Raw genomic sequence first — 22,663 nt, 5'->3', positions numbered from 1 at the left:
CTCCGAATGCGAGAGTGCGGCACGGAGCGTCGTCGGCCCGTGTGGCGGATCAGGTGGTGGTCGTCGCGGTTCCCGCGCCCACCGCCGGCTCGGCCGTTGTGTCGGCCTCGTCGAGCTCGGAGTACGTGTCGGAGTCTACCGCGTCGTCCTCGGGCTCCCGACCAGGCTGCCACGGCGCGGGCTCGAGGCCCGGGTGCCTGCGGCTCTGGACGATCCAGATGATGACGCCGAGCACGACGGCGCCGATCGCGGCCCACACGTTGACGCGGATGCCGAAGAAGACCTCGGAGGGGTTGATGCGGATCGACTCCCACACGATGCGGCCGACGCCGTACCAGATGAGGTAGAGCCCGGCGGCCTTGCCCCACTGGATGTCGCGACGGCGGTCGAGCCACAGGATGACCGCGGCGCCGACGAGGTTCCAGATGATCTCGTAGAGGAACGTGGGGTGGAAGAGCGTGCCCTCGGGCAGGCCGACGGGGAACGCCGGGTTCGTCGCCTCGACCTCGAGGCCCCACGGCAGGCCGGTGGGCTGGCCGAAGAGCTCGTGGTTGACGTAGTTGCCGAGACGACCGGCTGCCTGCGCGATGAGCATGCCGGGTGCGAGCGCGTCGACGAACGTCGTGAAGCGCAGCCCCGTGTAGCGGCAGCCCAGCCAGATGCCCGCGGCGCCGGCGATCAGCGCGCCGAAGATCGCGACGCCGCCGTTCCAGACGGCGATCACGTTGTAGAGGTCGAAGTTCTCGCCCAGGTACTCGTCGGGATAGGTGAGCACGTGGAAGATGCGGGCGCCGACGATGCCGAGGATGACGGCGAACACGGCGACGTCGATCACGAGGCCGCCGTCGACGCCGCGCTGGCGCAGGCGACGGGCGGTGAGCCAGGCGGCGAGGAGGATGCCCAGCAGGATGCACAGCGCGTACGTGCGGATCGAGAACGACTCGACCGCGTCCGGCAGGAACGGCATGAGGCCATGCAGCCACTCGCCGATGGGGACGCCCTGCCATTCGGGCGCGGGGCTGGGGATGCTCTGGAGCACGGATCCTCCGGGATCGGTGGGTCCCGACCGGATGGTCAGTGGGACTGGACGAGTGTACCCGCGGCGAGGTCTGCGACCCGCTCGCGCAGGCGCTCCTGACCTCCGTCGCGCAGGGCGGCGACGAGCGCGGAGCCCGTGATGGCGCCCTCGGCGTAGCCGAGGACGTCGGCGACCTGGGCGCCGGTCGAGATGCCGAGGCCGACGCAGCGCGGCAGGTCGATGCCGAGCGCCGTGCGGCGCGTCTCGAGCCGGTCGGCGAGCGTGCGCGCCGCGGAGTCCATCTCGCCGCGCGCACCCGTGGTGCCCATGGTCGAGACGGTGTAGACGAAGCCGCGCGACGCCTGCAGCACGACGTCGAGTCGCGCGTCGGACGACGACGGGGCAGCGAGGAAGATGCGGTCGAGGTCGTGGTGGTCGGCCGCGGCGATCCAGTCGGTGCCGTTCTCGGGCACGAGGTCGGGCGTGATGAGCCCTGCTCCCCCGACCTCGGCGAGGCGCGCGGCGAAGCGATCGACGCCCCAGCGCAGCACGGGGTTCCAGTACGTCATCACGAGCACGGGGATGCTCGTGCGGCGCGTGACCTCCGCGATGGTCTCGAAGGCCTCCTCGATGCGGAAGCCGCGGTCGAGGGTGCCCTGCGTCGCCGCCTGGATCACGGGGCCGTCGAGGCTCGGGTCCGAGTACGGCAGCCCGAGCTCGATGGCGGTGAAGCCGCCCTCGGCGAGCGCGATGCACGCGTCGACGCAGCCCTGCTGGTCGGGATAGCCGGCGGGGAGGTAGCCGATGAGGGCGCGGCCGTTCGAGGCGGCGATGGCCTGCTGCGTGCGGCTCATGACTGCGTGGCCCCCTCGTCGATCACGTCGAACCACTGCCCGGCGGTCGCGACGTCCTTGTCGCCGCGACCCGACAGCGACACGAGCAGCACGGCATCGGGGCCGAGCTCGCGGGCGAGGCGCATGGCGCCGGCGACGGCGTGCGCCGACTCGATCGCCGGCATGATGCCCTCGAGCCTCGTGAGCTCGCGGAAGGCGTCCATGGCCTCGGCGTCGGAGACGGGCTCGTACTCGGCGCGACCGATGTCGTGCAGCCACGCGTGCTCGGGGCCGACGCCCGGGTAGTCGAGGCCCGCGGAGATCGAGTGCGAGTCGCGCGTCTGGCCGTCGGCGTCCTGCAGCATGTACGACCGGGAGCCGTGCAGCACGCCGGGGGTGCCGCGCCCGATGGTCACGGCGTGACGCTCGGTGTCGGCGCCGTCGCCGGCGGCCTCGAGCCCGATGAGCCGCACGTCGGCGTCGTCGAGGAAGGCGTGGAAGATGCCCATGGCGTTCGAGCCGCCACCGACGCATGCGAGCACGGCATCCGGCAGCCTGCCGACCTGCTCGAGCATCTGGGCGCGCGCCTCCTCGCCGATCTGCGCGTGGAAGTCGCGCACCATGACCGGGTACGGGTGCGGGCCGGCGACGGTGCCCATGAGGTAGTGGCTCGTGTCGACCGTGCGCACCCAGTCGCGCATGCCCTCGTTGATGGCGTCCTTGAGCGTGCGGGCGCCGGTCGTGACGGGCACGACCTCGGCGCCGAGCAGGCGCATGCGGGCGACGTTGAGCGCCTGCCGCTCGGTGTCGACCTCGCCCATGTAGATCGTGCACTCCATGCCGAAGAGCGCTGCGGCCGTCGCGGTGGCGACGCCGTGCTGGCCGGCGCCCGTCTCGGCGACGAGGCGCGTCTTGCCGAGCCGCTGCGCGAGCAGCGCCTGGCCGAGCACGTTGTTGATCTTGTGGCTGCCCGTGTGGTTGAGGTCCTCGCGCTTCAGCAGGATGCGCGCGCCGCCGACCGAAGCCGACAGGCGCTTCGCCTCCGTGAGCAGCGACGGACGGCCGGTGTACTCCCGACCGAGGCGCGCGAGCTCCTCGCCGAACGCGGGATCCTGCCTGGCCTCCTCGTACGCGACGGCGAGCTCGTCGATCGCGGCCATGAGGGGCTCGGGCATGTGGATGCCGCCGTACTCGCCGAACTCGGGTCCACGGACGTCGCGAAGGTTCATGCTGCACTCCTGAATGCCGCGACGCGGGCGGCGGGCTCGCCGTCGCGCACGAGCGTCTCGCCGACGAGCACCGCGTGGGCGCCCGCCGCCTTGTACGTCTGCACGTCCTCGACCGTCTGCACGCCCGACTCCGCGACGGCCACGACGCCGGCCGGGATGAGCGGACGCAGCTCGGCGAACCGCTCGGGATGCATCTCGAACGTCTTGAGGTCGCGCGTGTTCACGCCGACGATGCGTGCGCCGACCGCGACGGCGCGGGCCACCTCGTCGGCGTCGTGCACCTCGACGAGCACCGACAGGCCGAGCTCGCCGGCGAAGCCGTGGAGGTCCGCGAGCGTCGCGTCGTCGAGCGCCGCGACGATGAGCAGCACGAGGTCCGCGCCTGCGGCACGCGCCTCGAGCAGCTGGTACCGCGTCGAGAGGAAGTCCTTGCGCAGGACGGCGACGTCGACGGCGGCGCGCACGGCGCGGAGGTCGTCGAGCGTGCCGAGGAACCGGCGACCCTCGGTGAGCACCGAGATGACGCTCGCGCCGCCCTCGGCGTACGCGGCCGCGAGGGTCGCGGGCTCGGGGATGTCGGCGATGCGGCCCTTCGACGGGCTCGCGCGCTTCACCTCGGCGATGACGTGCACGCCGTCGACGGGCTGCGACAGCAGCGCGACGACGTCGATCGGGGTGCGGGAAGCACGCGAGACGGCGTCGAGCTCGTCGTACGGCAGGTCGCCGCGCCGAGCCTCGGCATCCTCGAGCGCCCCAGCGGTGAGGGCGTCGAGCATCAGTGCTCCTTGGGGGTGTACCGCGGTCCGTTCACGCCGTAGCCGGCCTTCGCGAGGCCCCAGCCCACGAGTGCGCCGACGGGCACGAACGCCGCGGAGATCCACACGAAGAGCGGCATGTCGAGCCAGAAGAACAGCGTGCCGGCGGCGATGGCCACGAGCATGATGATCACGGCCGCCCAGGCGGCAGGCGAGTGGCCCTCGCCAGGCTCGGCGTGCGCTTCGATGGCGGTCTGGTCGCTCACGGTGCTCCTCGAATCCATGGGTTCGATCAGTCTACCTGTCGCGCGTGCCCGGCTCGTCCGACCGTCCGCCCGCCGTCGGGTCGTCGCCGTCGTCGAGCGCATCCCACGCGAGCCCGGACTCGGCGCGCTCGAAGCGCTGCTGGGCCTGCCTGCGCTGCCAGTGGGGCGCCGTCGCGAACGCCCAGACCGCGGAGACGAGCGCGAGCACGAGGCCCACCACCGCGAGGGCGGGCGCCGCGGTGGTGGTCGATGCGGCGTCGAGCGTCGTGACGCCCGTCGCTGCGCTCGCGGCGTCGGCGATCGTGACGTCGAGCGTCGTGACGCGCTGCGCGAGATGCGTCGCGCCGATGCCGACGACGGCGACGCCGAGGACGGCGAGCACCCGGGCGACGATCGGCGACGCGAGCGTGAGCGCGAGCCCCAGGGCGCCGAGCGTCAGCGCGACGGGCGCGAGCGCGGGCGCGACCGTCGTGCCGTCGAGCTCGACCGACGGCGCGTCGGCCGGCACGACGGTCGCCCACACGAGCACGGAGCCCGCGAGGATGAGCGCGCCGCCGACGAGGTGCGCGAGCACGGCGACGATCCGTCCCCTGGCCCTCATCGCACGACCCTGCGCATCGCATCCGCCCGCGCCGTCGCGCGCAGCGGCGCCGCGGCCTTGCTGCGCACCTCCGCGTGCTCGGTCGCGGGCACGCTGTCGGCCACGAGCCCGGCGCCGGCCTGCACGTGCGCCATGCCGTCGACGATCGTGACGGTGCGGATCGCGATCGCGAGGTCGGCGTCGCCCGCGAAGTCGAAGTAGCCCACGACGCCGCCGTAGACGCCCCGCTGCGCGGGCTCGAGCGCGTCGATGATCTCGAGCGCCCGCGGCTTCGGCGCGCCCGAGAGCGTGCCGGCGGGGAAGGTCGCGCGGAAGGCGTCGACCGCCGACGCGTCGGCGCGCATCCGGCCCTCGACCGTCGAGACGATGTGCATGATGTGGCTGAAGCGCTCGATGACCATGAACTCGGTCACGGCGACCGAGCCCGCCTCGCAGACCTTCGCGAGGTCGTTGCGGGCGAGGTCGACGAGCATGACGTGCTCCGACCGCTCCTTCGGATCGGCGAGCAGGTCGTCGGCGAGGGCGTTGTCGGCGGCGGCGTCGACGCCGCGCGGGCGCGAGCCGGCGATGGGATGCATCGTCGCGGCACCCTCGTGCACCGTCACGAGCGCCTCGGGGCTCGAGCCGACGACCTGGTATGGCTTGCCCGACGCGTCCTCGAGCGTGAGCAGGTACAGGTAGGGCGACGGGTTGAGCAGTCGCAGCACCCGGTAGACGTCGAGCGGATGCGCGTCGAGCGGCACGTCGAAGCGGCTCGACAGCACGACCTGGAACACGTCGCCGTCGACGATGTGCTCCTTCGCGCGCTCCACCATGGCGGCGAAGCCGTCGGGCGACACGGATGCGGTCGGCTCGGGCTCGACGTCGGCGAGCGGCTCGGCGAGCCACGTCGGCGCGTCCTCGGCGAGGCGCGCCTGCATGTCGTCGAGCTGGCGCTGCGCGCCCGCCCACAGACGATCCGCGTCCTCCGCGCCGTCGGCGAGCGCCGTCGCGATGAGCAGCGCCGTGCCGGTGCGGTGGTCGAGCACGACGAGCTCCGCGACGAACGACAGCCCGATCGCGGGCACGTCGACCTGGCGCTCGGGCGGGTTCGGCAGGTGCTCGAGCTCGCGCACCGCCTCCCAGCCGATGTGGCCGACGAGCCCGCCCGTGAGCCGCGGCAGGCCGGGGACGCGGGGCGTGCGCCAGCGGTCGAGCACATGCGCCACGGTCTCGAGCGGGGTGCGCTCGACGTCGTCTCCCAGGAGGCGCTTGAGGCTGAGGCCGTGGCTGCGCCACGTCACGTCTCCCTCGTCGGCCGTGAGCTGGCCGAACGAGGAGACGCCGACGAACGAGAAGCGGTTCCACACGCCCTGCTCGGCGGACTCGAGCAGGAACGAGCCGGGGCGGTCGACCGCGAGCTTGCGGTAGACGCCGACGGGCGTCTCGGTGTCGGCGAGGAGCTCGCGCACGACCGGGATCACCCGATGCGTCGGCAGCAGCGCGTCGAACGCCTCGCGCGTCGTCGTCATGGTCACGACGTCACCTCGATGGGCGTGAAGAAGCACGTGCGGTTGCCCGTGTGGCACGCCGGCCCCGTCTGCTCCACGCGCACGAGGAGCGTGTCGGCGTCGCAGTCGATCGCGATCGACACGGGCACCTGCACGTTGCCCGACGTGTCGCCCTTGCGCCAGTACTCCTGGCGCGACCGCGACCAGAAGGTCACGCGCCCCTCGGTCGCCGTGCGGCGCAGCGCCTCGGCGTCCATGTAGCCGACCATGAGCACGTCGCCCGTCGCGTCGTCCTGGATGACGGCGGGCACGAGGCCGTGCTCGTCGGTCGTGAGCTCGGGCAGCGTCGTCATCGCACCGTCTTCCCCGCCGCGCGCATGGCGGCCTTCACGTCGTCGATCGTGCACTGCCGCGAGTGGAAGATGCTCGCGGCGAGAACGGCGTCCGCACCGGCGTCGACCGCGGGCGCGAAGTGCTCAGGACCGCCCGCTCCCCCGCTCGCGACGACGGGCACGCCCGTCGCGTCGCGCACGGCACGGATGAGCTCGAGGTCGAAGCCGGCCTTCGTGCCGTCGGCGTCGATCGAGTTGACGAGCAGCTCGCCCGCGCCGCGACGATCGACCTCTGCGGCCCAGCCGATGGCGTCGATGCCCGTGCGGCGGCGGCCGCCGTGCGTCGTGACCTCGAACCCGCTCGGCGTCTCCGTCGAGCGCAGCACGTCGAGCGACACGACGAGCACCTGCGCGCCGAACGCGGCGGAGATCTCGTCGACGATCTCGGGACGCGCGATGGCGGCGGAGTTCACGCCGACCTTGTCGGCGCCGTGGGCCAGCAGGCGCGAGACGTCGGCGACCGTGCGCACGCCGCCGCCGACGGTGAGCGGGATGAAGACCTGCTCGGCGCAGCGCTCGACGACCTCGAGGATCGTGTCGGCGCCCTCGACCGTCGCCGTGACGTCGAGGAAGGTCAGCTCGTCGGCGCCCTGGCTCGCGTAGCGTGCCGCGAGCTCGACCGGGTCGCCCTGGTCGGCGAGGTCCTGGAAGTTCACTCCCTTCACGACGCGGCCGCCGGCCACGTCGAGGCAGGGGATGACGCGCGTCGTGAGCATCAGACCCTCGCTGCGTGGATGCGCGTGACGATGATCGCCTTGGCGCCCGTCGCCTCGAGCGCATCCATGACGCGGTTGACGTCGTGCGACTCGGTCATGACGCGCACGGCGACCCAGTCGTCGTCGCGCAGCGGCGAGATCGTCGCCGACTCCTTGCCCGGGCACACGCGCACGGCGGCGTCGAGGTCCTCGCGGCGCACGTCGTAGTCGACCATGACGTAGCGGCGGGCCACGAGCACGCCCTCGAGGCGGCGGCGCAGCGTGCGCGCGCCCTCGTGCTCGGCACCCGACGAGATGAGCACGGCCTCCGACGACAGGATCGGGTCGCCGAACGTCTCGAGGCCCTGCTTGCGCAGCGTCGCGCCGGTCTCGACGACATCGGCGATCGCGTCGGCGACGCCGAGGCGCACGGCCGACTCCACGGCGCCGTCGAGGTGCACGAGCGTCGCGTCGAGGCCGCGCGCGTCGAGCCACGAGCGCACGAGGCCCGTGTAGCTCGAGGCGATGCGCACGCCGGCGAGCTGCTCCTGCGACGCGAACGCGCCGACGGGGCCCGCGAAGCGGAACGTCGACCGCCCGAAGCCGAGACCCTGCACCTCGACGGCGGGCGAGCCCGAGTCGAGCAGCAGGTCGCGGCCCGTGATGCCGACGTCGATGACGCCGGAGCCCACGTACGTCGCGATGTCGCGGGGGCGGAGGTAGAAGAACTCGACGTCGTTCGACGGGTCGGAGACGATGAGCTCCTTGCCGTCGCGGCGGCCGTGGTAGCCGGCCTCCTCGAGCATGCCGGCGGCGGTCTCGGACAGCGCGCCCTTGTTGGGCACGGCGATCTTCAGCATCTTGGTTCTCTCAGTGTCTGCTGCGACCAGTGGTCTGCGAGCGAATGGATCGAGCGGCAGGCTCAGAGATGTCGGTACACGTCCTGCAGGCTCAGGCCCTTCGCGAGCATGAGCGTCTGCAGGTGGTACAGCAGCTGCGAGATCTCGAGCGCGGTCTGCTCGTCGCCCTCGTGCTCGGCCGCCATCCAGACCTCGGCGGCCTCCTCGACGATCTTCTTGCCGATCGAGTGCACGCCGCCCTCGACGCGCGAGAGCGTGTTGCCCTCGCGGCGTTCGGCCACCGCCTGCTCGAGGTCGGCGAAGAGGGTGTCGAAGGTCTTCACGAACCCAGGGTATCGGCCGCGGCGAGCACGTCGCGCAGCGCCTGGATGCGCGGGGCCGGGTCGCCGTTCCCGTAGACGGCGCTGCCGGCCACGAACGTGTCGGCGCCGGCGGCCGCGGCCTCGGCGATCGTCGCGGTCGAGATGCCGCCGTCGACCTGCAGCAGCACCTGGACGCCGGCATCGGCGGCGGCGCGGCGCAGCACGCCGAGCTTCGGCAGCACCTCCGGCATGAACGACTGCCCGCCGAAGCCGGGCTCGACCGTCATGACGAGCACCATGTCGAACGCGTCGATGCGATCGGCGAACGGCGCGGCGTCGGTGCCGGGCTTGAGCGCGACCGATGCGGCGACGCCCGCATCGCGCAGCGTGCGGGCGAGCGCGAACGGGTCGCGGCTCGCCTCGGCATGGAACGTGACGCTCGTGACGCCGGGCAGCACGTACTGCGGCGCCCACCGGTCGGCGTCGTCGATCATGAGGTGCACGTCGAGCGGCACGGGCGACACCTGGCCGATGCGCTCGACGATCGGCAGGCCGAGCGTGAGGTTCGGCACGAAGTGGCCGTCCATGACGTCGACGTGCACGGCGTCGGCCGTCGCGATCGCCTGCAGCTCGCGCTCGAGGTTCGCGAAGTCGGCGGACAGGATGCTCGGGTGGATGCGCACGTGCTCGAGGCTATCGAGGCGCGGATGCCGCGCTGCCCCGCTCGGGGCCGTCCATGCCCGACTCGGGCCGCCGCAGCAGCTGCACGAACATCGCGTCGGTGCCGTTGCGGTGCGGCCACAGCTGCACGGCCGAGCCGGAGCCGCCCAGCGGCGTGCCGGGTGCGACGCGCTCGAGCACGGCGCGCGTGTCGAGCGCCTCGGCGCCGTCGGCGATGGCGCCTTGCACGATCGCGCGCGTCTCGGCGAGATGCGGCGAGCACGTGACGTACGCGACGATGCCGCCCGGCCGCACGGCGAGCATGGCGGCGCGCAGCAGCTCGCCCTGCAGGCGCGCGAGCTCCGGCACGTCGCTCGGCTGCTTGCGCCAGCGCGCCTCGGGACGACGGCGCAGGGCGCCGAGGCCCGTGCAGGGCGCGTCGAGCAGGATGCGGTCGAAGGCGCCGTCGCGCTCGCCGATGCGACGACCGTCGCCGACCGACACCTCGACGTCGGGATCGACGGCGGCGAGCGCCTGGCGCACGAGGCCGGCGCGGGCCGGCACGAGCTCGTTGGCCTCGAGGCGCGCGCCCGCGACGCGCGCCTCCGCCGCGAGCAGCGCGGCCTTGCCGCCGGGCCCCGCGCACAGGTCGAGCCACCGCTCGCCCGCCTCGACGGGCGTCGCGCGGGTGAGGGCGAGCGCCGCGAGCTGGCTGCCCGCGTCCTGCACGCGCGCGCGACCGTCGCGCACGGCGGGGACGCGCCAGGGGTCGCCGGACGGCGCGAGACGCCCGAGCGGCGACGCGGTGGGCTCGTCGCTCAGCTCGTCGGGCTCCGCGAGCCCCGGCAGGGCCACGAGCTGCACGCGCGGCGCGTCGTTGTCGGCCGCGAGGAGGTCGTCGAGCTCGTCGCCGGCGCCCTCGGCCTCGAGCGCGCGGCGCAGCGCGCGCACGACCCATGTCGGATGCCCGGCGCGCAGCGCGAGCGCATCGTCGTCGGACATGACGCGAGCGATGGCGTCGACCTGGTCGTCGACCGGCGTCGCCGCGACCTTGCGCAGCACGGCGTTGGCGAACCCGCGGCGGCCGCGATGGTCGCCGAGCAGCTCGATCGACTCGTGCACCGCGGCGTGCGCCGGCACCCGCATGCGCGCGAGCTGATGCACGGCCACGCGCAGCACCGAGCGCGTCGTGGCGTCGATCTCGTCCATGGGGCGACCGGCCGCGGCCTCGATGACGGCATCGAGCTGCCCCTGCCAGCGCAGCGTGCCGTAGGTCAGCTCGGTGGCGAATGCGGCGTCCTGCGCGTCGAGGCCGGCCTCGCGGATGCGGGTCGGCAGCAGCAGGTTCGCGTACGCGTCGTCGACGTCGACGTCGCGCACGACCTCCTGCGCGACGCGGCGCGGCGTGGGGCGCTCGGTCGCGCGACCGCGCTGCGGCGGCCGCGCGCCGCGTCCTCGTGACGGCTGACGATCAGGCATCGAGCACGACCTCTCCCCCGCGACCGCGCAGCCAGTCGGCGGCGCGCATCGCCTGCTTGCCCGCCGGCTGCACCTCGCCGAGCGCGAGCGCGCCCGTGGCGGTGCCGAGCACGGCGTCCTTGCCCACGAGCCGTGCCGTGCCGGCCGGCAGCGGGTCGGCAGCGCTGCGCGCGAGCGCCAGCACCTTCACGCGCTCCCCGGCGAGCAGCACGTGCGCGCCCGGCTCGGGCGTCACGCCGCGGAAGCGATCGAGCACGACGGCAGCGGGCTCGTCGAGACGCAGTCGTCCGTCGGCGAGCTCGAGCTTCGGCGCGAACGACGGCTCGCCCGTCTGCTCCACGAACGTCGCGGACCCGTCCGCGATCGCGTCGACCGCCTCCACGAGCGCGTCGGCGCCGGAGGCCGCGAGCTCGGTCAGCAGGTCGCCTGCGGTCGCGAGCGGCGGCACCGACGAGGCCACCATCCGCACGATCGGTCCCGCGTCGAGCTCGGGCACGAGGCGGAACACGCTGACGCCGGTGTCGTGCTCGCCCGCGACGAGCGCACGCTGCACCGGCGCGGCGCCGCGGTAGGCGGGCAGCAGCGAGAAGTGCAGGTTGACCCAGCCGTGCTCGGGCGTCGACAGCAGCGGCTCGCGCACGAGGCCGCCGTAGGCGACGACGACGCCGAGCGACGCCCCGACCGCCGCGATCGCCTCGGTGGCGGCGGCATCGAGCCGATTCGCCTCCAGCACCGGCAGGCCGAACCGCTCGGCCGCGGCGGCGACGGGCGTCGGCGTCAGCACCCGCTTGCGTCCCTGCGGCGAGGCGGCGCGCGTGACGACGAGGGCGACCTCGTGGCTGCGGCTCAGCGCCTCGAGGCTCGGCACGGCGGCTGCCGGGCTCCCGGCGAAGACGATGCGCATCAGATCCCCTCGAACGGCTCGTGATCGTCGACGTGCACGCGCACCGGTGCGCCCTTCGCGACGCGCGAGCGCGACTGCGTGGCCGCCCGCACGATCTCGGCGCGCAGGGCGTGCGCCACGTCGACGCCCGCTCCGTAGTCGAAGCGGACGATCGACCGTACCGCGCCGTCGCCCACGTCGACGGGACCCAGCGCATCCGTCGCGCCGATCTCGCCGACGGCGCGCACGACGCGCTCGACCTCGTCGGGGCCGCCGACGACGGAGGCGACGCGAACGGCCGGCGGGAACCGCAGCGAGCGACGATCGGCGAGCTCGGCGGCGGCGAAGCCCGCGGCGTCGCGGGTCGTCATCGCGGCGGCGACCCGGCCGACGGCACCCGTGAGCACGATCGTGGCGTCGTCGCGGGCGAGCGCGCGGGCGCTCGACCAGGCGCGGACGGCGTCCTCGGCGACGCGCAGGCTCTCGCGCGCGAGCAGGCGCTCGCCGTCGAGCAGCAGCACGGCACGGTAGCCGCCGGCCGCGACGGGCTCGGCACCCCGCGTCGCCACGACGAGGCGCGGCTGGTCGTCGACCTCGAGGCGCTCGTGCTGGCCGTCGGCGACGACGACCGGGATGTTCGGGAACGCGCGGCCGAGCTCGTCGGCGGTGCGCACCGAGCCGCGGCCGAGCTCCGTCAGCGTGCGACCGCCGCACGAGGCGCACGCCCAGGCGGCGTGCACGGCACCGCACCACGCGCACGACGGCGACGCGTCGGCGCGCGCGCGGCGCAGCGGCCCCTGGCAGCGTCGGCAGCGAGCGCGCTCCCCGCAGGTCGAGCATGCGAGCGCGGGCGCGTGGCCGGGACGGGCGACCTGCACGAGCACGGGGCCGTGCGCGATCGCCTCCTTCGCCACCTGGAACGCCATGGCGGGGATGCGCCCGTGCTGGCCCTGCTGGAGGGCTGCCGGCAGCGTGCGCGGCGGGCGTCCGCGCACGACGGCCTCGAGGAAGCCGAGCTCCACGAGCCGCTGCGCCTCCGTCGATCGCGCGTGACCGGCGAGCACGAGCGCGCATCCGGACTGCTGCTGGCGTACGAGCGCGACGTCCCGTGTGGTCGCGTACGGCGACAGGGGCTCGACGTGCAGCGGGTCGCCGTCGTCCCACACCGCGAGCAGGCCGAGGTTCGCGGCGGGTGCGTAGACGGCGCTGCGCGGTCCGACGATCGCGACGGGCCCGCCGTCGAGCGCGCGCAGGAATCCGCGGTACCGGTCGGGGTTCGACTGTCGGGCGTCGAGCTCGACGACGCGGTCCCCGACGACGGCCTCGAGCGCCGCGACGAGCTGCCGCTGCTCACGGTGGTCGGGCACGACGAGGATGGCCTGCTCGCCGCGCGCGAGCGCATCGCGGGCGAGGCCCGCGAGCTCCACGGCCCAGCGGCCGACCCAGCGCACGTCGTCGCCCTCGCCCACCGCGACCACGCCGGGCTCCGATCGCAGCGCGACGCGGCCGCGCCGCTCGACGAGGTCCGGAGCCACGCTCTCCCCGGGCTCCGGCGGCGTGGCAGGCGCCCGCTCGGCCTTGAGCCAGGCCGTCTCCGGCCGCGCCTGCCTGCCGGGGATCGCGACGCGCAGCACGTCGACCGCCGATCCGGCCGCGCGGTCGGCGACGGCGCGGGCGAGCGCCCACACCTCGGGCTGCAGCACCGGCACGGGCGACAGCATCCGCTCGACGCGGTGCAGCTCGCCGCCGAACTCGCTCTCCTCGGCGACCTCCACGACGAAGCCGGGCAGCATGCGACCGCCGAACGGCACGCGCACGCGCACGCCGGGCATCACGTCGTCGTCGGCGCGGAAGTCGAAGAGGCGATCCAGCTGCGGCAGCCGCGACTCCACGACGACGCGGGCGACGCTCATGCCACGCCGGCGGCCTTGCGCAGCGCGTCGACGCGGGGCGTCTGCTCCCAGGTGAAGTCGGGCAGCTCGCGACCGAAGTGCCCGTAGGCGGCGGTCTGCGCGTAGATCGGACGCCGCAGGTCGAGGTCGCGGATGATCGCCTCGGGCCGCAGGTCGAACGTGGCGCGGATGGCCGCGGTGAGCGTGCCGTCGTCGACGGTGCCGGTGTCGAACGTGTCGACGTAGAGGCCCACGGGCGTCGCGCGGCCGATCGCGTACGCGACCTGCACCTCGCACCGACGCGCGAGGCCGGCTGCGACGACGTGCTTCGCGACCCAGCGCAGCGCGTACGCCGCCGAGCGGTCGACCTTCGAGGGGTCCTTGCCGCTGAACGCGCCGCCGCCGTGCCGTGCGGCGCCGCCGTACGTGTCGACGATGATCTTGCGGCCCGTGAGGCCCGCGTCGCCCTTGGGGCCACCGACGACGAACGATCCCGAGGGGTTCACGAACGTCGTCATGTCGTCGTGCGGCAGGCCGAGCTGCGCGAGCACGGGTGCGATGACGTGCTGCTCGACGTCGGCGCGCAGCTGCGCCTGGTCGACGTCCTCGGCATGCTGCGTCGACACGACGACGGCGTCGACGCGCACGGGCTCGTGGTCGACGTACTCGATCGTCACCTGCGTCTTGCCGTCGGGTCGGAGGTACGGGATCGTGCCGTCGCGGCGCACGGCCGTGAGGCGCTCCGCGAGGCGGTGCGCCGCCCACGCCGTCGCGGGCATGAGCGTGGGCGTCTCGTCGGTCGCGTAGCCGAACATGATGCCCTGGTCGCCGGCGCCGAGCTGCGACAGCGCATCCGTCTCGCCGCCGCGCGCCTCGAGGCCCGTGTCGACGCCGGTCGCGATCTCGAGCGACTGCTCGCCGATCGACACCGTCACGCCGCACGAGTTGCCGTCGAACGAGACCTGCGACGAGTCGTAGCCGATCGCGACGATCGTGTCGCGCACGAGCTTCGGGATCTCGACGTAGCCCTCGGTGCGCACCTCGCCGGCGACGTGCACGAGGCCCGTCGTGACGAGCGTCTCGACCGCGACGCGCGACTGCACGTCCTGCGCGAGCATCGCGTCGAGGATGCGGTCCGAGATCTGGTCGCAGATCTTGTCGGGGTGGCCCTCGGTGACGGACTCGGACGTGAACAGCCGGGAGGTCATGCATGCTCCTGCAGGGTGGATCGGACGGAGTCGAGGATGGCGTCGGCCACCGACATCTTGGCGCCGGCGGCGGTCGCGACGACGCCGGAGGGCGCGAGGATCTCGACGGCGGTGTCGACGTCGCCGAAGCCGAGCTGCATGCCCACCTGGTTCAGCACCAGCAGGTCGCAGCCCTTGCGCGCGAGCTTCGCCTGGGCGATGGCGCGGCGGGCGTCGGCGTCGGGCTCGGTCTCGGCCGCGAAGCCGACGACGACGCCGCGGGGCGCGCGCATCGACAGCTCCGCGAGGATGTCGGGGTTCTCGACGAGCTGGAGCGTCGGATTGGCGCCCCACGCATCCTTCTTGCGCTTCGCGTCGCTCACGTCGGCGACGCGGTAGTCGGCGACGGCGGCGGCCATGATCGTCGCGTGCGCGTCGCGGCTCGCGAGCAGCATGGCGTCGCGCAGCTCGGCGGTCGTCGACACCTCGACGAGCCGCACGCCTGCAGGAGCCGCGACCTGCAGGTTCGCGCCGACGAGCGTGACGTCGGCGCCGCGTGCCGCCGCGCGCGTCGCGAGGGCGACGCCGTGCGCACCCGACGAGCGGTTGCCGAGGAAGCGCACGGGGTCGATGGGCTCGCGCGTGCCGCCGGCGCTGATCGCGATGCGCATGCCGTCGAGGTCGCGGGTCGGCGCCAGCACGGCGTACGCCGCCTCGACGACGTCGTCGGGCTCGACCATGCGGCCGGGCCCGGAGTCGGTGCCGGTGAGCTGCCCGTCGGCGGGGCCGACGATCGTCACGCCGCGCTCGCGCAGCAGGGCGACGTTCGCCTGCGTGGCCGCGTTGCGCCACATCTCGGTGTGCATCGCGGGGGCGACGACGAGCGGTGCCTCGGAGGCGAGGATCGTCGTGCCGAGCAGGTCGTCGGAGATGCCATGCGCGATGCGCGCGAGCGTCGACGCCGTCGCGGGCAGCACGACGATCAGGTCGGCCGACTGGCCGAGCGCCACGTGGCGCACCTCGGCGACGTCGTCGAAGAGGTCGGTCGTCACCGGGTTGCGGCTGAGCGCCTCGAACGTCGGGATGCCGACGAAGCGCACGGCCGACGCGGTGGGCACGACGTGCACGTCGTGCCCATCCTTGACGAGTCGCCGGATCGCGTGCGCGGCCTTGTAGGCCGCGATCCCGCCGGCGACGCCGACGACGACGCGCACTACGCGGAGGGCTGCGCGGGCTTGAGGAGGAGCTTGTCCTCCTGGATCTCGCGGAGCGCCACCGAGATCGGCTTGTCCTCGAGCGTCGCGTCGACGAGGGGTCCGACGTTGTCGAACATGCTGCCCTCGTGCAGATCCGTGTAGTAGTCGTTGATCTGACGCGCGCGCTTCGACGCGAAGATCACGAGCTGGTACTTCGAGTCCACCTTCGCGAGCAGGTCGTCGATCGGCGGGTTGATGATGCCCTTGTCGGCCATGGGTCCTCCTCAGGACGAAGCGGTTGCGCTCGAGCCTCGCGAGAGGCGGCCAGCGTGAGACCGGCGCAGTGGAACAGTCTAGCGCCCGATGAGGGCCACGACCTCGGCAGCGGCCTCGGCCACGTCGCGATTGATGACGACGGCGTCGAACTCGTCCTGGCTCGCGAGCTCGACCTCGGCGGTCGCGAGACGACGGGAGCGCTCCGCCTCGTCCTCCGTGCCGCGGCCGACGAGCCTGCGCACGAGCTCGTCCCACGACGGCGGCGCGAGGAACACGAGCAGCGCCTCCGGCATGCGATCGCGGATCTGGCGCGCGCCCTGCAGGTCGATCTCGAGCAGCACGGAGTCGCCGGTGTCGAGCACCGACTGCACCTGCGCGCGCGGCGTGCCGTAGCGGTGCGAGTTGTGCACCTTGGCCCACTCGAGGAACGCGTCCTCCGACAGGCCCTCGTCGAACTCGGCGTCGGAGACGAACGTGTAGTGCACGCCGTCGATCTCGCCCGGGCGCGGCGCCCTCGTCGTCCACGACACCGAGTGGCGGATCCACGGGTAGTGGTCGCGCACGTGCTGCGCGACGGTGCCCTTGCCGACGGCGGTCGGGCCGGCGAGCACGATGAGGCGTGCGGGGGCCGGATCGACGTCGAGCCACTCGCGCAGGCGCGTGCGCTGGCGCGAGCCGAGGCCGCCGACGCGCTTGCGGGGCGAGATCTCGAGCCGCTCGAGCACGCGCTCCATGCGGTGCTTGCCGATGCCGGGGATGGCGTCGACGAGCTCCGTGACGCGCAGGCCCGCCTCGACGGAGTCGGGGTGGTCCCACGCGTGCTCGGCGACCTGCAGCGCCGAGCGCTCGCGCGCGTGCACGGCGCGCTTGACCTCGGCGCGGGCGCGCCGCGCCCGCAGCGCGGCCTCGGCGCCGAGCGCGGGATCGAGCGTCATCGTGCCTCCGCCGTCGCCGCGTCGATCGCGGCGGCGACGCCGTCGCGCGAGCCCGTCACGCTGCGCGAGACGTTGGCGAGCACGAGCGTGCCTGCCGGGTACAGCGAGGACAGGTCGGCGAGCCGCGCGCCCTGGTGGCCGAAGCCGGGCGCGAGGATCGGCGTGGCCGACGTGAGGGTGACGCCGAAGTCGGCGGCGGCGACGGTCGCGCCGACGACGAGGCCGATGGAGCCCGCGCCGTCGGGCGCGTGGTCGACGTTCCAGGCGTCGACGCCGCGTGCGATGGATGCCGCGACCGACTCCCCCGCCGCGTCGGCCCGCGACTGCAGGCCGGCGCCCTCGGGGTTCGACGTCGCGCACAGCACGAAGACGCCCTTCGCGTGCGCCTCGGCGAGCGACAGCGCGGGCTCGAGCGAGCCGAGGCCGAGGTACGGCGAGGCCGTGATTGCGTCGACCTCGAGCGGTGCGCCGGGCGTGAGCCACGCCTGCGCGTAGGCGTCCATCGTCGTGCCGAGGTCGCCGCGCTTCGCGTCGGCGACGACGAGCAGGCCCTCCTCGCGCGCGACGCGGATGACGTGCTCGAGCGCCGCGATGCCGGCGGAGCCGTGTCGCTCGTAGAACGCCACCTGCGGCTTCACGACCGCGACGCGACCGACGGCCGCCTCGACGACCTCGAGGCCGAACGCCTCGGCACCCGCCGCGGTGTCGGGCAGGCCCCACGCATCCAGCAGGTGCGCGTGCGGGTCGATGCCGACGCACACGGGGCCGCGGTCGGCGACCGCCGCGGCGAGGCGGGTGCCGAACGTCATGCCGTCCTCCTGGCGTGGTACTCCTGCAGGCTCGTGACCTCGAAGGGCGCACGCGCCGCCTCGATCGCCGCGACGGCCGCGCCGAGCTGCGACACCGTCGTGAAGAGCGCCTTGTCGGCACCGACGGTCGCGGCGCGGATCTCGTAGCCGTCGAGACGTGCGGCGGGACCCGTGGGCGTGTTGATGACGATGTCGACCTCGCCGCGGTGGATGGCGCCGACGATCGACGCCTCGACGCCGACCTCGTTGTGCTTCGCGATCGTCTCGACCTCGATGCCGTTGCGCACGAGGATCTCCGCCGTGCCCTCGGTCGCGAGGATGCGGAAGCCGAGCTGCCGCAGGCGGTGGATGGGCAGCACCGCCTGGCGCTTGTCGCGGTCGGAGACCGACACGAAGACCGTGCCCGACGTCGGCAGCCCGCCGTAGGCGGCGACCTGGCTCTTCGCGAACGCGCGGGGGAAGTCGCGGTCGATGCCCATGACCTCGCCGGTCGAGCGCATCTCGGGACCGAGCAGGCTGTCGACGAGCTCGCCCTCGCGCGTGCGGAAGCGGCGGAAGGGCAGCACGGCCTCCTTCACCGCCACGGGTGCGTCGAGCGGCAGGCGCGAGCCGTCCTGCTCGGGCAGGAAGCCCTCGGCGCGCAGCTCGGCGATCGTGCGGCCCGCCATCACGAGGGCGTTGGCCTTCGCGATGGGGGTGCCGAGGGCCTTCGCGACGAACGGCACCGTACGGCTCGCGCGCGGGTTCGCCTCGATGACGTGGAGGCGGCCCGCAGAGATCGCGAACTGCACGTTGATCGGACCGCGCACGTCGAGGCCGCGTGCGATCGCGAGCGTCGCATCCCGCACCTCGTCGATCTGCGAGCGGCCGAGCCCGATCGGCGGCAGCGTGCACGACGAGTCGCCCGAGTGGATGCCCGCCTCCTCGATGTGCTCGAGGATGCCGCCGACGTAGAGGTCGGTGCCGTCGAAGACGGCGTCGACGTCGATCTCCACGGCGTCGTCGAGGAAGTGGTCGACGAGCAGCGGCTTGCCGGGGCCGATGATGGCGGTGTCCGCCATGCGCTCGAAGTAGCCGTGCAGGCTCTCGCGGTCGTAGACGATCTCCATGCCGCGGCCGCCGAGCACGAACGACGGGCGCACGAGCACGGGGTAGCCGATGCGCTCGGCCGCCTCGAGGGCAGCCTCCTCGGTCGTCGCCGTCGCGTTGCGCGGGGCGACGAGGCCGGCGGCGTCGAGGATCTCCTGGAAGAGCCCGCGCTCCTCGGCGCGGTCGATCGCGTCGGGCTGCGTGCCGAGGATCGGGATGCCCGCCGCCTCGAGGCCGCGCGCGAGGCCGAGCGGCGTCTGCCCGCCGAGCTGCACGATGACGCCCACGAGCTCGCCCGACTGCGACTCGGCGTGGATGACCTCGAGCACGTCCTCGAGCGTCAGCGGCTCGAAGTAGAGCCGGTCGCTCGTGTCGTAGTCGGTCGAGACCGTCTCGGGGTTGCAGTTGACCATGATCGTCTCGTACCCGGCGTCGCGCAGCGCGAACGATGCGTGCACGCACGAGTAGTCGAACTCGATGCCCTGGCCGATGCGGTTCGGACCCGAGCCGAGGATGACGACCTTGCGGCGGTCCGAGGGGGCCACCTCGGTCTCCTGGTCGTACGACGAGTAGTGGTACGGCGTCTCGGCCGGGAACTCGCCGGCGCACGTGTCGACCGTCTTGAACACGGGGCGCAGGCCCAGCGCCCAGCGCGCCTCGCGCACCTCCTGCTCCTCGAGGCCGCGCAGCTCGGCGATCTGCACGTCGGAGAAGCCGTGCTCCTTCGCTCGGCGCAGGATGTCCTCGTCGAGGTCGGCGGCGGCGCGGATCTCCTGCGCGACCTCCTCCAGCAGCACGATCTGGTCGAGGAACCACGGGTCGATCGCGGTGGCCTCGAAGGCCTCCTCGACCGTGGCGCCTGCGCGGATCGCCTGCTGCAGCGTCACGATGCGACCGTCGGTCGGCGTGCGCGACTGCTCGAGCAGCGCATGCTTGTCGCCGGGCTCGCCGGCCCAGTGGAACGTCGCTCCGCGGCGCTCCTGCGAGCGCAGCGCCTTCTGCAGCGCCTGCGTGTAGGTGCGACCCATCGCCATCGCCTCGCCGACCGACTTCATGGTGGTCGTGAGCGTGGGGTCGGCGGCGGGGAACTTCTCGAACGTGAACCGCGGCACCTTCACGACGACGTAGTCGAGCGTCGGCTCGAACGAGGCGGGCGTCACCTTCGTGATGTCGTTGGGGATCTCGTCGAGGCGGTAGCCGATGGCGAGCTTCGCGGCGATCTTCGCGATCGGGAAGCCCGTCGCCTTCGACGCGAGGGCGCTCGAGCGCGAGACGCGCGGGTTCATCTCGATGACGATGACGCGACCCGTCGCGGGGTCGACGGCGAACTGCACGTTGCAGCCGCCGGTGTCGACGCCCACGTCGCGGATGATGCGGATGCCGATGTCGCGCAGCACCTGGTACTCGCGGTCGGTGAGCGTGAGCGCCGGCGCGACCGTGATCGAGTCGCCCGTGTGCACGCCGACGGGGTCGACGTTCTCGATCGAGCAGATCACGACCGTGTTGTCGGCCGTGTCGCGCATGAGCTCGAGCTCGTACTCCTTCCACCCGAGGATCGACTCCTCGAGCAGCACCTCGCCGATCGTCGACGAGTGCAGGCCGTCGGCGACGAAGCGGCGCAGCTCGACCTCGTCGTGCGCGAAGCCCGAGCCGAGGCCGCCCATCGTGAACGAGGGGCGCACGACGACGGGGTAGCCGTACTCGTCGGCGAACGCGAGCGCCTCGTCGACGGTCTTCGCGATGACCGACGAGGCGACGTCGGCGCCGGCGTCGAGCACGAGCTGCTTGAACAGCTGGCGGTCCTCCGCGCGGTGGATCGCGTCGACCTTGGCGCCGATGAGCTCGACGCCGTGGCGCTCGAGGATGCCCTGCTCGTGCAGCGCGATGGCGGCGTTGAGCGCCGTCTGGCCGCCGAGCGTCGGCAGGATGGCGTCGGGACGCTCCTTGACGATGATCGTCTCGAGCACCTCGGGCGTGATGGGCTCGATGTAGGTCGCGTCGGCGAAGTCCGGGTCGGTCATGATCGTCGCCGGGTTCGAGTTGACGAGGATGACGCGGATGCCGTCCTCGCGCAGCACGCGGCAGGCCTGCGTGCCGGAGTAGTCGAACTCCGCCGCCTGGCCGATGACGATGGGGCCGGAGCCGATCACGAGGACCGACGAGATGTCGTCGCGCTTGGGCATCAGGCGTCCTTCCGCTCGCGCACGAGCTGCGCGAAGCGATCGAAGAGGTACATGGAGTCGTGGGGGCCTGCGGCGGCCTCGGGGTGGTACTGCACGCTGAACGCGGGCAGGTCGAGCGCGCGAAGGCCCTCGACGACCTGGTCGTTGAGCGAGTAGTGGCTCACCTGCACGCGGCCGAACCCGGCGGGGCTCTCGACGATCTCGCCGATGGGCGCGTCGACGGCGAAGCCGTGGTTCTGGCTCGTGATCTCGACCGTGCCGGTGGCGACGTCGAGCACGGGCTGGTTGATGCCGCGGTGGCCGAACGGCAGCTTGTACGTGCCGAAGCCGAGCGCCCGGCCCAGCAGCTGGTTGCCGAAGCAGATGCCGAAGAACGGCAGGCGCGCATGCAGCAGCTCGCGCAGCAGCTCGACGTACTGGTCGGACGCGGCGGGGTCGCCGGGGCCGTTCGAGTAGAAGGCGGCGTCGACGCCGAGGGCGAAGACCTCCTGGGCCGTCACCGAGTGCGGCAGCACCGTGAGGTCGAAGCCCTGACCCTGCAGGTAGCGCAGCGTGGATGCCTTGACGCCGAGGTCGAGCACGGCGAGGTGGCCGATGCGCACGGCGGTGGCCGGCAGCTGGTAGGCCTCGGGCGTCGAGACGACGTCGGCGAGGCGCTGACCGGCCATCTGCGGGCTCTGCAGCACCTGCTCGAGCATGTCGGCCTCGGTGCCCACGGCGTCGCCCGAGAAGATGCCGGCGCGCATGCTGCCCGCATCCCGCAGACGGCGCGTGAGCGCACGCGTGTCGATCTCCTGGATGCCGACGATGCCGTCGCGCTCGAGGCGCGTCTCGAGCGACTCGGTCGCGCGCCAGCTCGACACGATGCGGCTCGCCTGGCGCACGGCGTAGCCGGCGACCCAGATGCGACGCGACTCGGGGTCCTCGTCGTTGACGCCGGTGTTGCCGATCTGCGGTGCGGTCTGCACCACGATCTGGCCCGCGTACGACGGGTCGGTGATGGTCTCCTGGTAGCCGGTCATGCCGGTGGCGAAGACGGCCTCGCCGAGGGTGCGGCCGGTGGCGCCGTAGGCGCGGCCGCGGTAGATGGTGCCGTCCTCCAGCACGAGGTGGGCGATGGTCATGCTGCAGCTCCTGCGGTCGGATGCGGCTGGATGTCGCGGATGGCGGCGAGCACGGGCTCGTCGCGCTCCGTGACGCGAAGGTAGGTGTCGAGCTCGCGCGCGCCGAGGCGCCACGCGATGCGGATGAGGCCGCCGGGCTCGACCACGCGGTCGATCGTCCACGTGGCGCGCTCGACGCCCACGAGGTCGGCGACGGGCACGAGCACGGCGATGCCCGGCAGGTCGAGGACGACGCCCGAGGGGCCGACGGCGATGCGCCCGCGGGCGCGGAAGCCGAGGCCGTGCACGGCGACGCGGTCGTACGGGTCGCCCGCCGTCGTCGTGGCGACGTAGAGGATGGGCGCGTCGAGCACGGCCTGGAAGCCGTCGGGCGCCTGCGGGGCGACGAGGTCGCGGTGCCGACGGCGACGCGACAGCCAGCCGAGGACGCCTGCGGCGAGGAGCACGGCGACGAGCACCGCGCTCAGCAGGATGAAGGTCTCGTAGCTCATGCGACTACTCCATCCAAC

At 73.3% G+C, this 22,663-nt stretch carries 23 protein-coding genes; all 23 read right to left on the bottom strand.

The window, feature by feature from the left end; translation table 11 throughout:
• Positions 1-49: 49 nt before the first annotated feature.
• The 23 genes from lgt to FS793_RS01670 all read right to left on the bottom strand — a co-directional run bounded on the left by lgt (position 50) and on the right by FS793_RS01670 (position 22,645).
• Positions 50-1,039 carry a prolipoprotein diacylglyceryl transferase gene (gene lgt, locus FS793_RS01780; protein WP_440130436.1) on the bottom strand — a complete coding sequence of 330 codons (990 nt, stop codon included), beginning with the start codon at positions 1,037-1,039 and terminating at the stop codon, positions 50-52.
• A 35-nt stretch (positions 1,040-1,074) separates the two neighbouring features.
• Positions 1,075-1,872 (bottom strand): tryptophan synthase subunit alpha, encoded by a 798-nt coding sequence (trpA, locus tag FS793_RS01775; RefSeq protein ID WP_144717945.1) that lies wholly within the window; start codon positions 1,870-1,872, stop codon positions 1,075-1,077.
• Positions 1,869-3,080, bottom strand: a complete 1,212-nt coding sequence (gene trpB, locus FS793_RS01770) for a tryptophan synthase subunit beta (protein ID WP_144717944.1) — start codon at positions 3,078-3,080, stop codon at positions 1,869-1,871. Before trpB ends, trpA begins: the two co-directional genes overlap by 4 nt.
• Positions 3,077-3,856: an indole-3-glycerol phosphate synthase TrpC gene (locus FS793_RS01765; protein WP_144717942.1), complete on the bottom strand. Its 780-nt coding sequence runs from the start codon at positions 3,854-3,856 to the stop codon at positions 3,077-3,079. Before FS793_RS01765 ends, trpB begins: the two co-directional genes overlap by 4 nt.
• Positions 3,856-4,101 (bottom strand): DUF6704 family protein, encoded by a 246-nt coding sequence (locus tag FS793_RS01760; RefSeq protein ID WP_260979973.1) that lies wholly within the window; start codon positions 4,099-4,101, stop codon positions 3,856-3,858. The genes FS793_RS01765 and FS793_RS01760 overlap by 1 nt, the downstream gene beginning before the upstream one ends.
• 31 nt (positions 4,102-4,132) lie before the next feature.
• Positions 4,133-4,702, bottom strand: a complete 570-nt coding sequence (locus FS793_RS01755) for a Trp biosynthesis-associated membrane protein (protein WP_144717938.1) — start codon at positions 4,700-4,702, stop codon at positions 4,133-4,135.
• Positions 4,699-6,213, bottom strand: coding sequence for an anthranilate synthase component I (locus tag FS793_RS01750; protein WP_144719713.1), 1,515 nt, complete (start codon positions 6,211-6,213; stop codon positions 4,699-4,701). Before FS793_RS01750 ends, FS793_RS01755 begins: the two co-directional genes overlap by 4 nt.
• Before the next feature lie 2 nt (positions 6,214-6,215).
• Complete coding sequence (hisI, locus tag FS793_RS01745; protein ID WP_144717936.1) at positions 6,216-6,545, bottom strand: phosphoribosyl-AMP cyclohydrolase; 330 nt, start codon at positions 6,543-6,545, stop codon at positions 6,216-6,218.
• Positions 6,542-7,303 carry an imidazole glycerol phosphate synthase subunit HisF gene (gene hisF / locus FS793_RS01740; protein WP_313959366.1) on the bottom strand — a complete coding sequence of 254 codons (762 nt, stop codon included), beginning with the start codon at positions 7,301-7,303 and terminating at the stop codon, positions 6,542-6,544. Before hisF ends, hisI begins: the two co-directional genes overlap by 4 nt.
• Entirely contained in the window at positions 7,300-8,139 is an 840-nt protein-coding gene (gene hisG, locus FS793_RS01735) for an ATP phosphoribosyltransferase (RefSeq protein ID WP_144717932.1), read from the bottom strand. The genes hisF and hisG overlap by 4 nt, the downstream gene beginning before the upstream one ends.
• 62 nt (positions 8,140-8,201) lie before the next feature.
• On the bottom strand, positions 8,202-8,462 hold the full coding sequence (locus FS793_RS01730; RefSeq protein WP_144717930.1) for a phosphoribosyl-ATP diphosphatase: 261 nt from the start codon (positions 8,460-8,462) through the stop codon (positions 8,202-8,204).
• Positions 8,459-9,124 carry a ribulose-phosphate 3-epimerase gene (rpe, locus tag FS793_RS01725; protein WP_144717928.1) on the bottom strand — a complete coding sequence of 222 codons (666 nt, stop codon included), beginning with the start codon at positions 9,122-9,124 and terminating at the stop codon, positions 8,459-8,461. Before rpe ends, FS793_RS01730 begins: the two co-directional genes overlap by 4 nt.
• Positions 9,125-9,134: 10 nt before the next feature.
• A complete protein-coding gene (locus tag FS793_RS01720; protein WP_144717926.1) occupies positions 9,135-10,580 on the bottom strand; it encodes an RsmB/NOP family class I SAM-dependent RNA methyltransferase in 1,446 nt (481 codons plus the stop codon).
• Positions 10,573-11,484, bottom strand: coding sequence for a methionyl-tRNA formyltransferase (locus tag FS793_RS01715; protein ID WP_144717924.1), 912 nt, complete (start codon positions 11,482-11,484; stop codon positions 10,573-10,575). The genes FS793_RS01720 and FS793_RS01715 overlap by 8 nt, the downstream gene beginning before the upstream one ends.
• Entirely contained in the window at positions 11,484-13,376 is a 1,893-nt protein-coding gene (locus FS793_RS16055) for a primosomal protein N' (RefSeq protein ID WP_186329274.1), read from the bottom strand. The genes FS793_RS01715 and FS793_RS16055 overlap by 1 nt, the downstream gene beginning before the upstream one ends.
• On the bottom strand, positions 13,373-14,563 hold the full coding sequence (metK, locus tag FS793_RS01705; RefSeq protein WP_144717922.1) for a methionine adenosyltransferase: 1,191 nt from the start codon (positions 14,561-14,563) through the stop codon (positions 13,373-13,375). Before metK ends, FS793_RS16055 begins: the two co-directional genes overlap by 4 nt.
• Positions 14,560-15,756 (bottom strand): bifunctional phosphopantothenoylcysteine decarboxylase/phosphopantothenate--cysteine ligase CoaBC, encoded by a 1,197-nt coding sequence (coaBC, locus tag FS793_RS01700; protein ID WP_144717920.1) that lies wholly within the window; start codon positions 15,754-15,756, stop codon positions 14,560-14,562. Before coaBC ends, metK begins: the two co-directional genes overlap by 4 nt.
• Positions 15,756-16,013, bottom strand: a complete 258-nt coding sequence (gene rpoZ, locus FS793_RS01695) for a DNA-directed RNA polymerase subunit omega (protein WP_092501466.1) — start codon at positions 16,011-16,013, stop codon at positions 15,756-15,758. Before rpoZ ends, coaBC begins: the two co-directional genes overlap by 1 nt.
• Before the next feature lie 78 nt (positions 16,014-16,091).
• Positions 16,092-16,949 carry a guanylate kinase gene (gene gmk / locus FS793_RS01690; protein WP_144717918.1) on the bottom strand — a complete coding sequence of 286 codons (858 nt, stop codon included), beginning with the start codon at positions 16,947-16,949 and terminating at the stop codon, positions 16,092-16,094.
• Positions 16,946-17,758, bottom strand: coding sequence for an orotidine-5'-phosphate decarboxylase (gene pyrF, locus FS793_RS01685; RefSeq protein WP_144717917.1), 813 nt, complete (start codon positions 17,756-17,758; stop codon positions 16,946-16,948). The genes gmk and pyrF overlap by 4 nt, the downstream gene beginning before the upstream one ends.
• Complete coding sequence (gene carB, locus FS793_RS01680) at positions 17,755-21,030, bottom strand: carbamoyl-phosphate synthase large subunit (protein WP_144717915.1); 3,276 nt, start codon at positions 21,028-21,030, stop codon at positions 17,755-17,757. The genes pyrF and carB overlap by 4 nt, the downstream gene beginning before the upstream one ends.
• Entirely contained in the window at positions 21,030-22,154 is a 1,125-nt protein-coding gene (carA, locus tag FS793_RS01675) for a glutamine-hydrolyzing carbamoyl-phosphate synthase small subunit (protein ID WP_144717913.1), read from the bottom strand. The genes carB and carA overlap by 1 nt, the downstream gene beginning before the upstream one ends.
• The gene (locus tag FS793_RS01670; protein ID WP_144717911.1) at positions 22,151-22,645 is read right to left on the bottom strand and encodes a PH-like domain-containing protein; all 495 of its coding nucleotides are present in this window, start codon (positions 22,643-22,645) and stop codon (positions 22,151-22,153) included. Before FS793_RS01670 ends, carA begins: the two co-directional genes overlap by 4 nt.
• Positions 22,646-22,663 lie beyond the last annotated feature (18 nt).

Source organism: Agrococcus jejuensis (assembly GCF_007679035.1).
Classification (GTDB): Bacteria; Actinomycetota; Actinomycetes; order Actinomycetales; family Microbacteriaceae; genus Agrococcus; species Agrococcus jejuensis_A.
Note: the sequence above shows the minus strand (reverse complement) of the source record. Positions and strands in the feature narration are given on the sequence as shown.

Bases quoted from the DNA above. Each gene is read 5' to 3' on its own strand.
- trpA (WP_144717945.1), bottom strand. From the start codon at position 1,872: ATGAGCCGCACGCAGCAGGCCATCGCCGCCTCGAACGGCCGCGCCCTC.
- trpB (WP_144717944.1), bottom strand. From the start codon at position 3,080: ATGAACCTTCGCGACGTCCGTGGACCCGAGTTCGGCGAGTACGGCGGC.
- FS793_RS01765 (WP_144717942.1), bottom strand. From the start codon at position 3,856: ATGCTCGACGCCCTCACCGCTGGGGCGCTCGAGGATGCCGAGGCTCGG.
- FS793_RS01755 (WP_144717938.1), bottom strand. From the start codon at position 4,702: ATGAGGGCCAGGGGACGGATCGTCGCCGTGCTCGCGCACCTCGTCGGC.
- FS793_RS01750 (WP_144719713.1), bottom strand. From the start codon at position 6,213: ATGACGACGACGCGCGAGGCGTTCGACGCGCTGCTGCCGACGCATCGG.
- hisI (WP_144717936.1), bottom strand. From the start codon at position 6,545: ATGACGACGCTGCCCGAGCTCACGACCGACGAGCACGGCCTCGTGCCC.
- hisG (WP_144717932.1), bottom strand. From the start codon at position 8,139: ATGCTGAAGATCGCCGTGCCCAACAAGGGCGCGCTGTCCGAGACCGCC.
- FS793_RS01720 (WP_144717926.1), bottom strand. From the start codon at position 10,580: ATGCCTGATCGTCAGCCGTCACGAGGACGCGGCGCGCGGCCGCCGCAG.
- FS793_RS01715 (WP_144717924.1), bottom strand. From the start codon at position 11,484: ATGCGCATCGTCTTCGCCGGGAGCCCGGCAGCCGCCGTGCCGAGCCTC.
- FS793_RS16055 (WP_186329274.1), bottom strand. From the start codon at position 13,376: ATGAGCGTCGCCCGCGTCGTCGTGGAGTCGCGGCTGCCGCAGCTGGAT.
- metK (WP_144717922.1), bottom strand. From the start codon at position 14,563: ATGACCTCCCGGCTGTTCACGTCCGAGTCCGTCACCGAGGGCCACCCC.
- rpoZ (WP_092501466.1), bottom strand. From the start codon at position 16,013: ATGGCCGACAAGGGCATCATCAACCCGCCGATCGACGACCTGCTCGCG.
- gmk (WP_144717918.1), bottom strand. From the start codon at position 16,949: ATGACGCTCGATCCCGCGCTCGGCGCCGAGGCCGCGCTGCGGGCGCGG.
- pyrF (WP_144717917.1), bottom strand. From the start codon at position 17,758: ATGACGTTCGGCACCCGCCTCGCCGCGGCGGTCGCCGACCGCGGCCCC.
- carB (WP_144717915.1), bottom strand. From the start codon at position 21,030: ATGCCCAAGCGCGACGACATCTCGTCGGTCCTCGTGATCGGCTCCGGC.
- carA (WP_144717913.1), bottom strand. From the start codon at position 22,154: ATGACCATCGCCCACCTCGTGCTGGAGGACGGCACCATCTACCGCGGC.
- FS793_RS01670 (WP_144717911.1), bottom strand. From the start codon at position 22,645: ATGAGCTACGAGACCTTCATCCTGCTGAGCGCGGTGCTCGTCGCCGTG.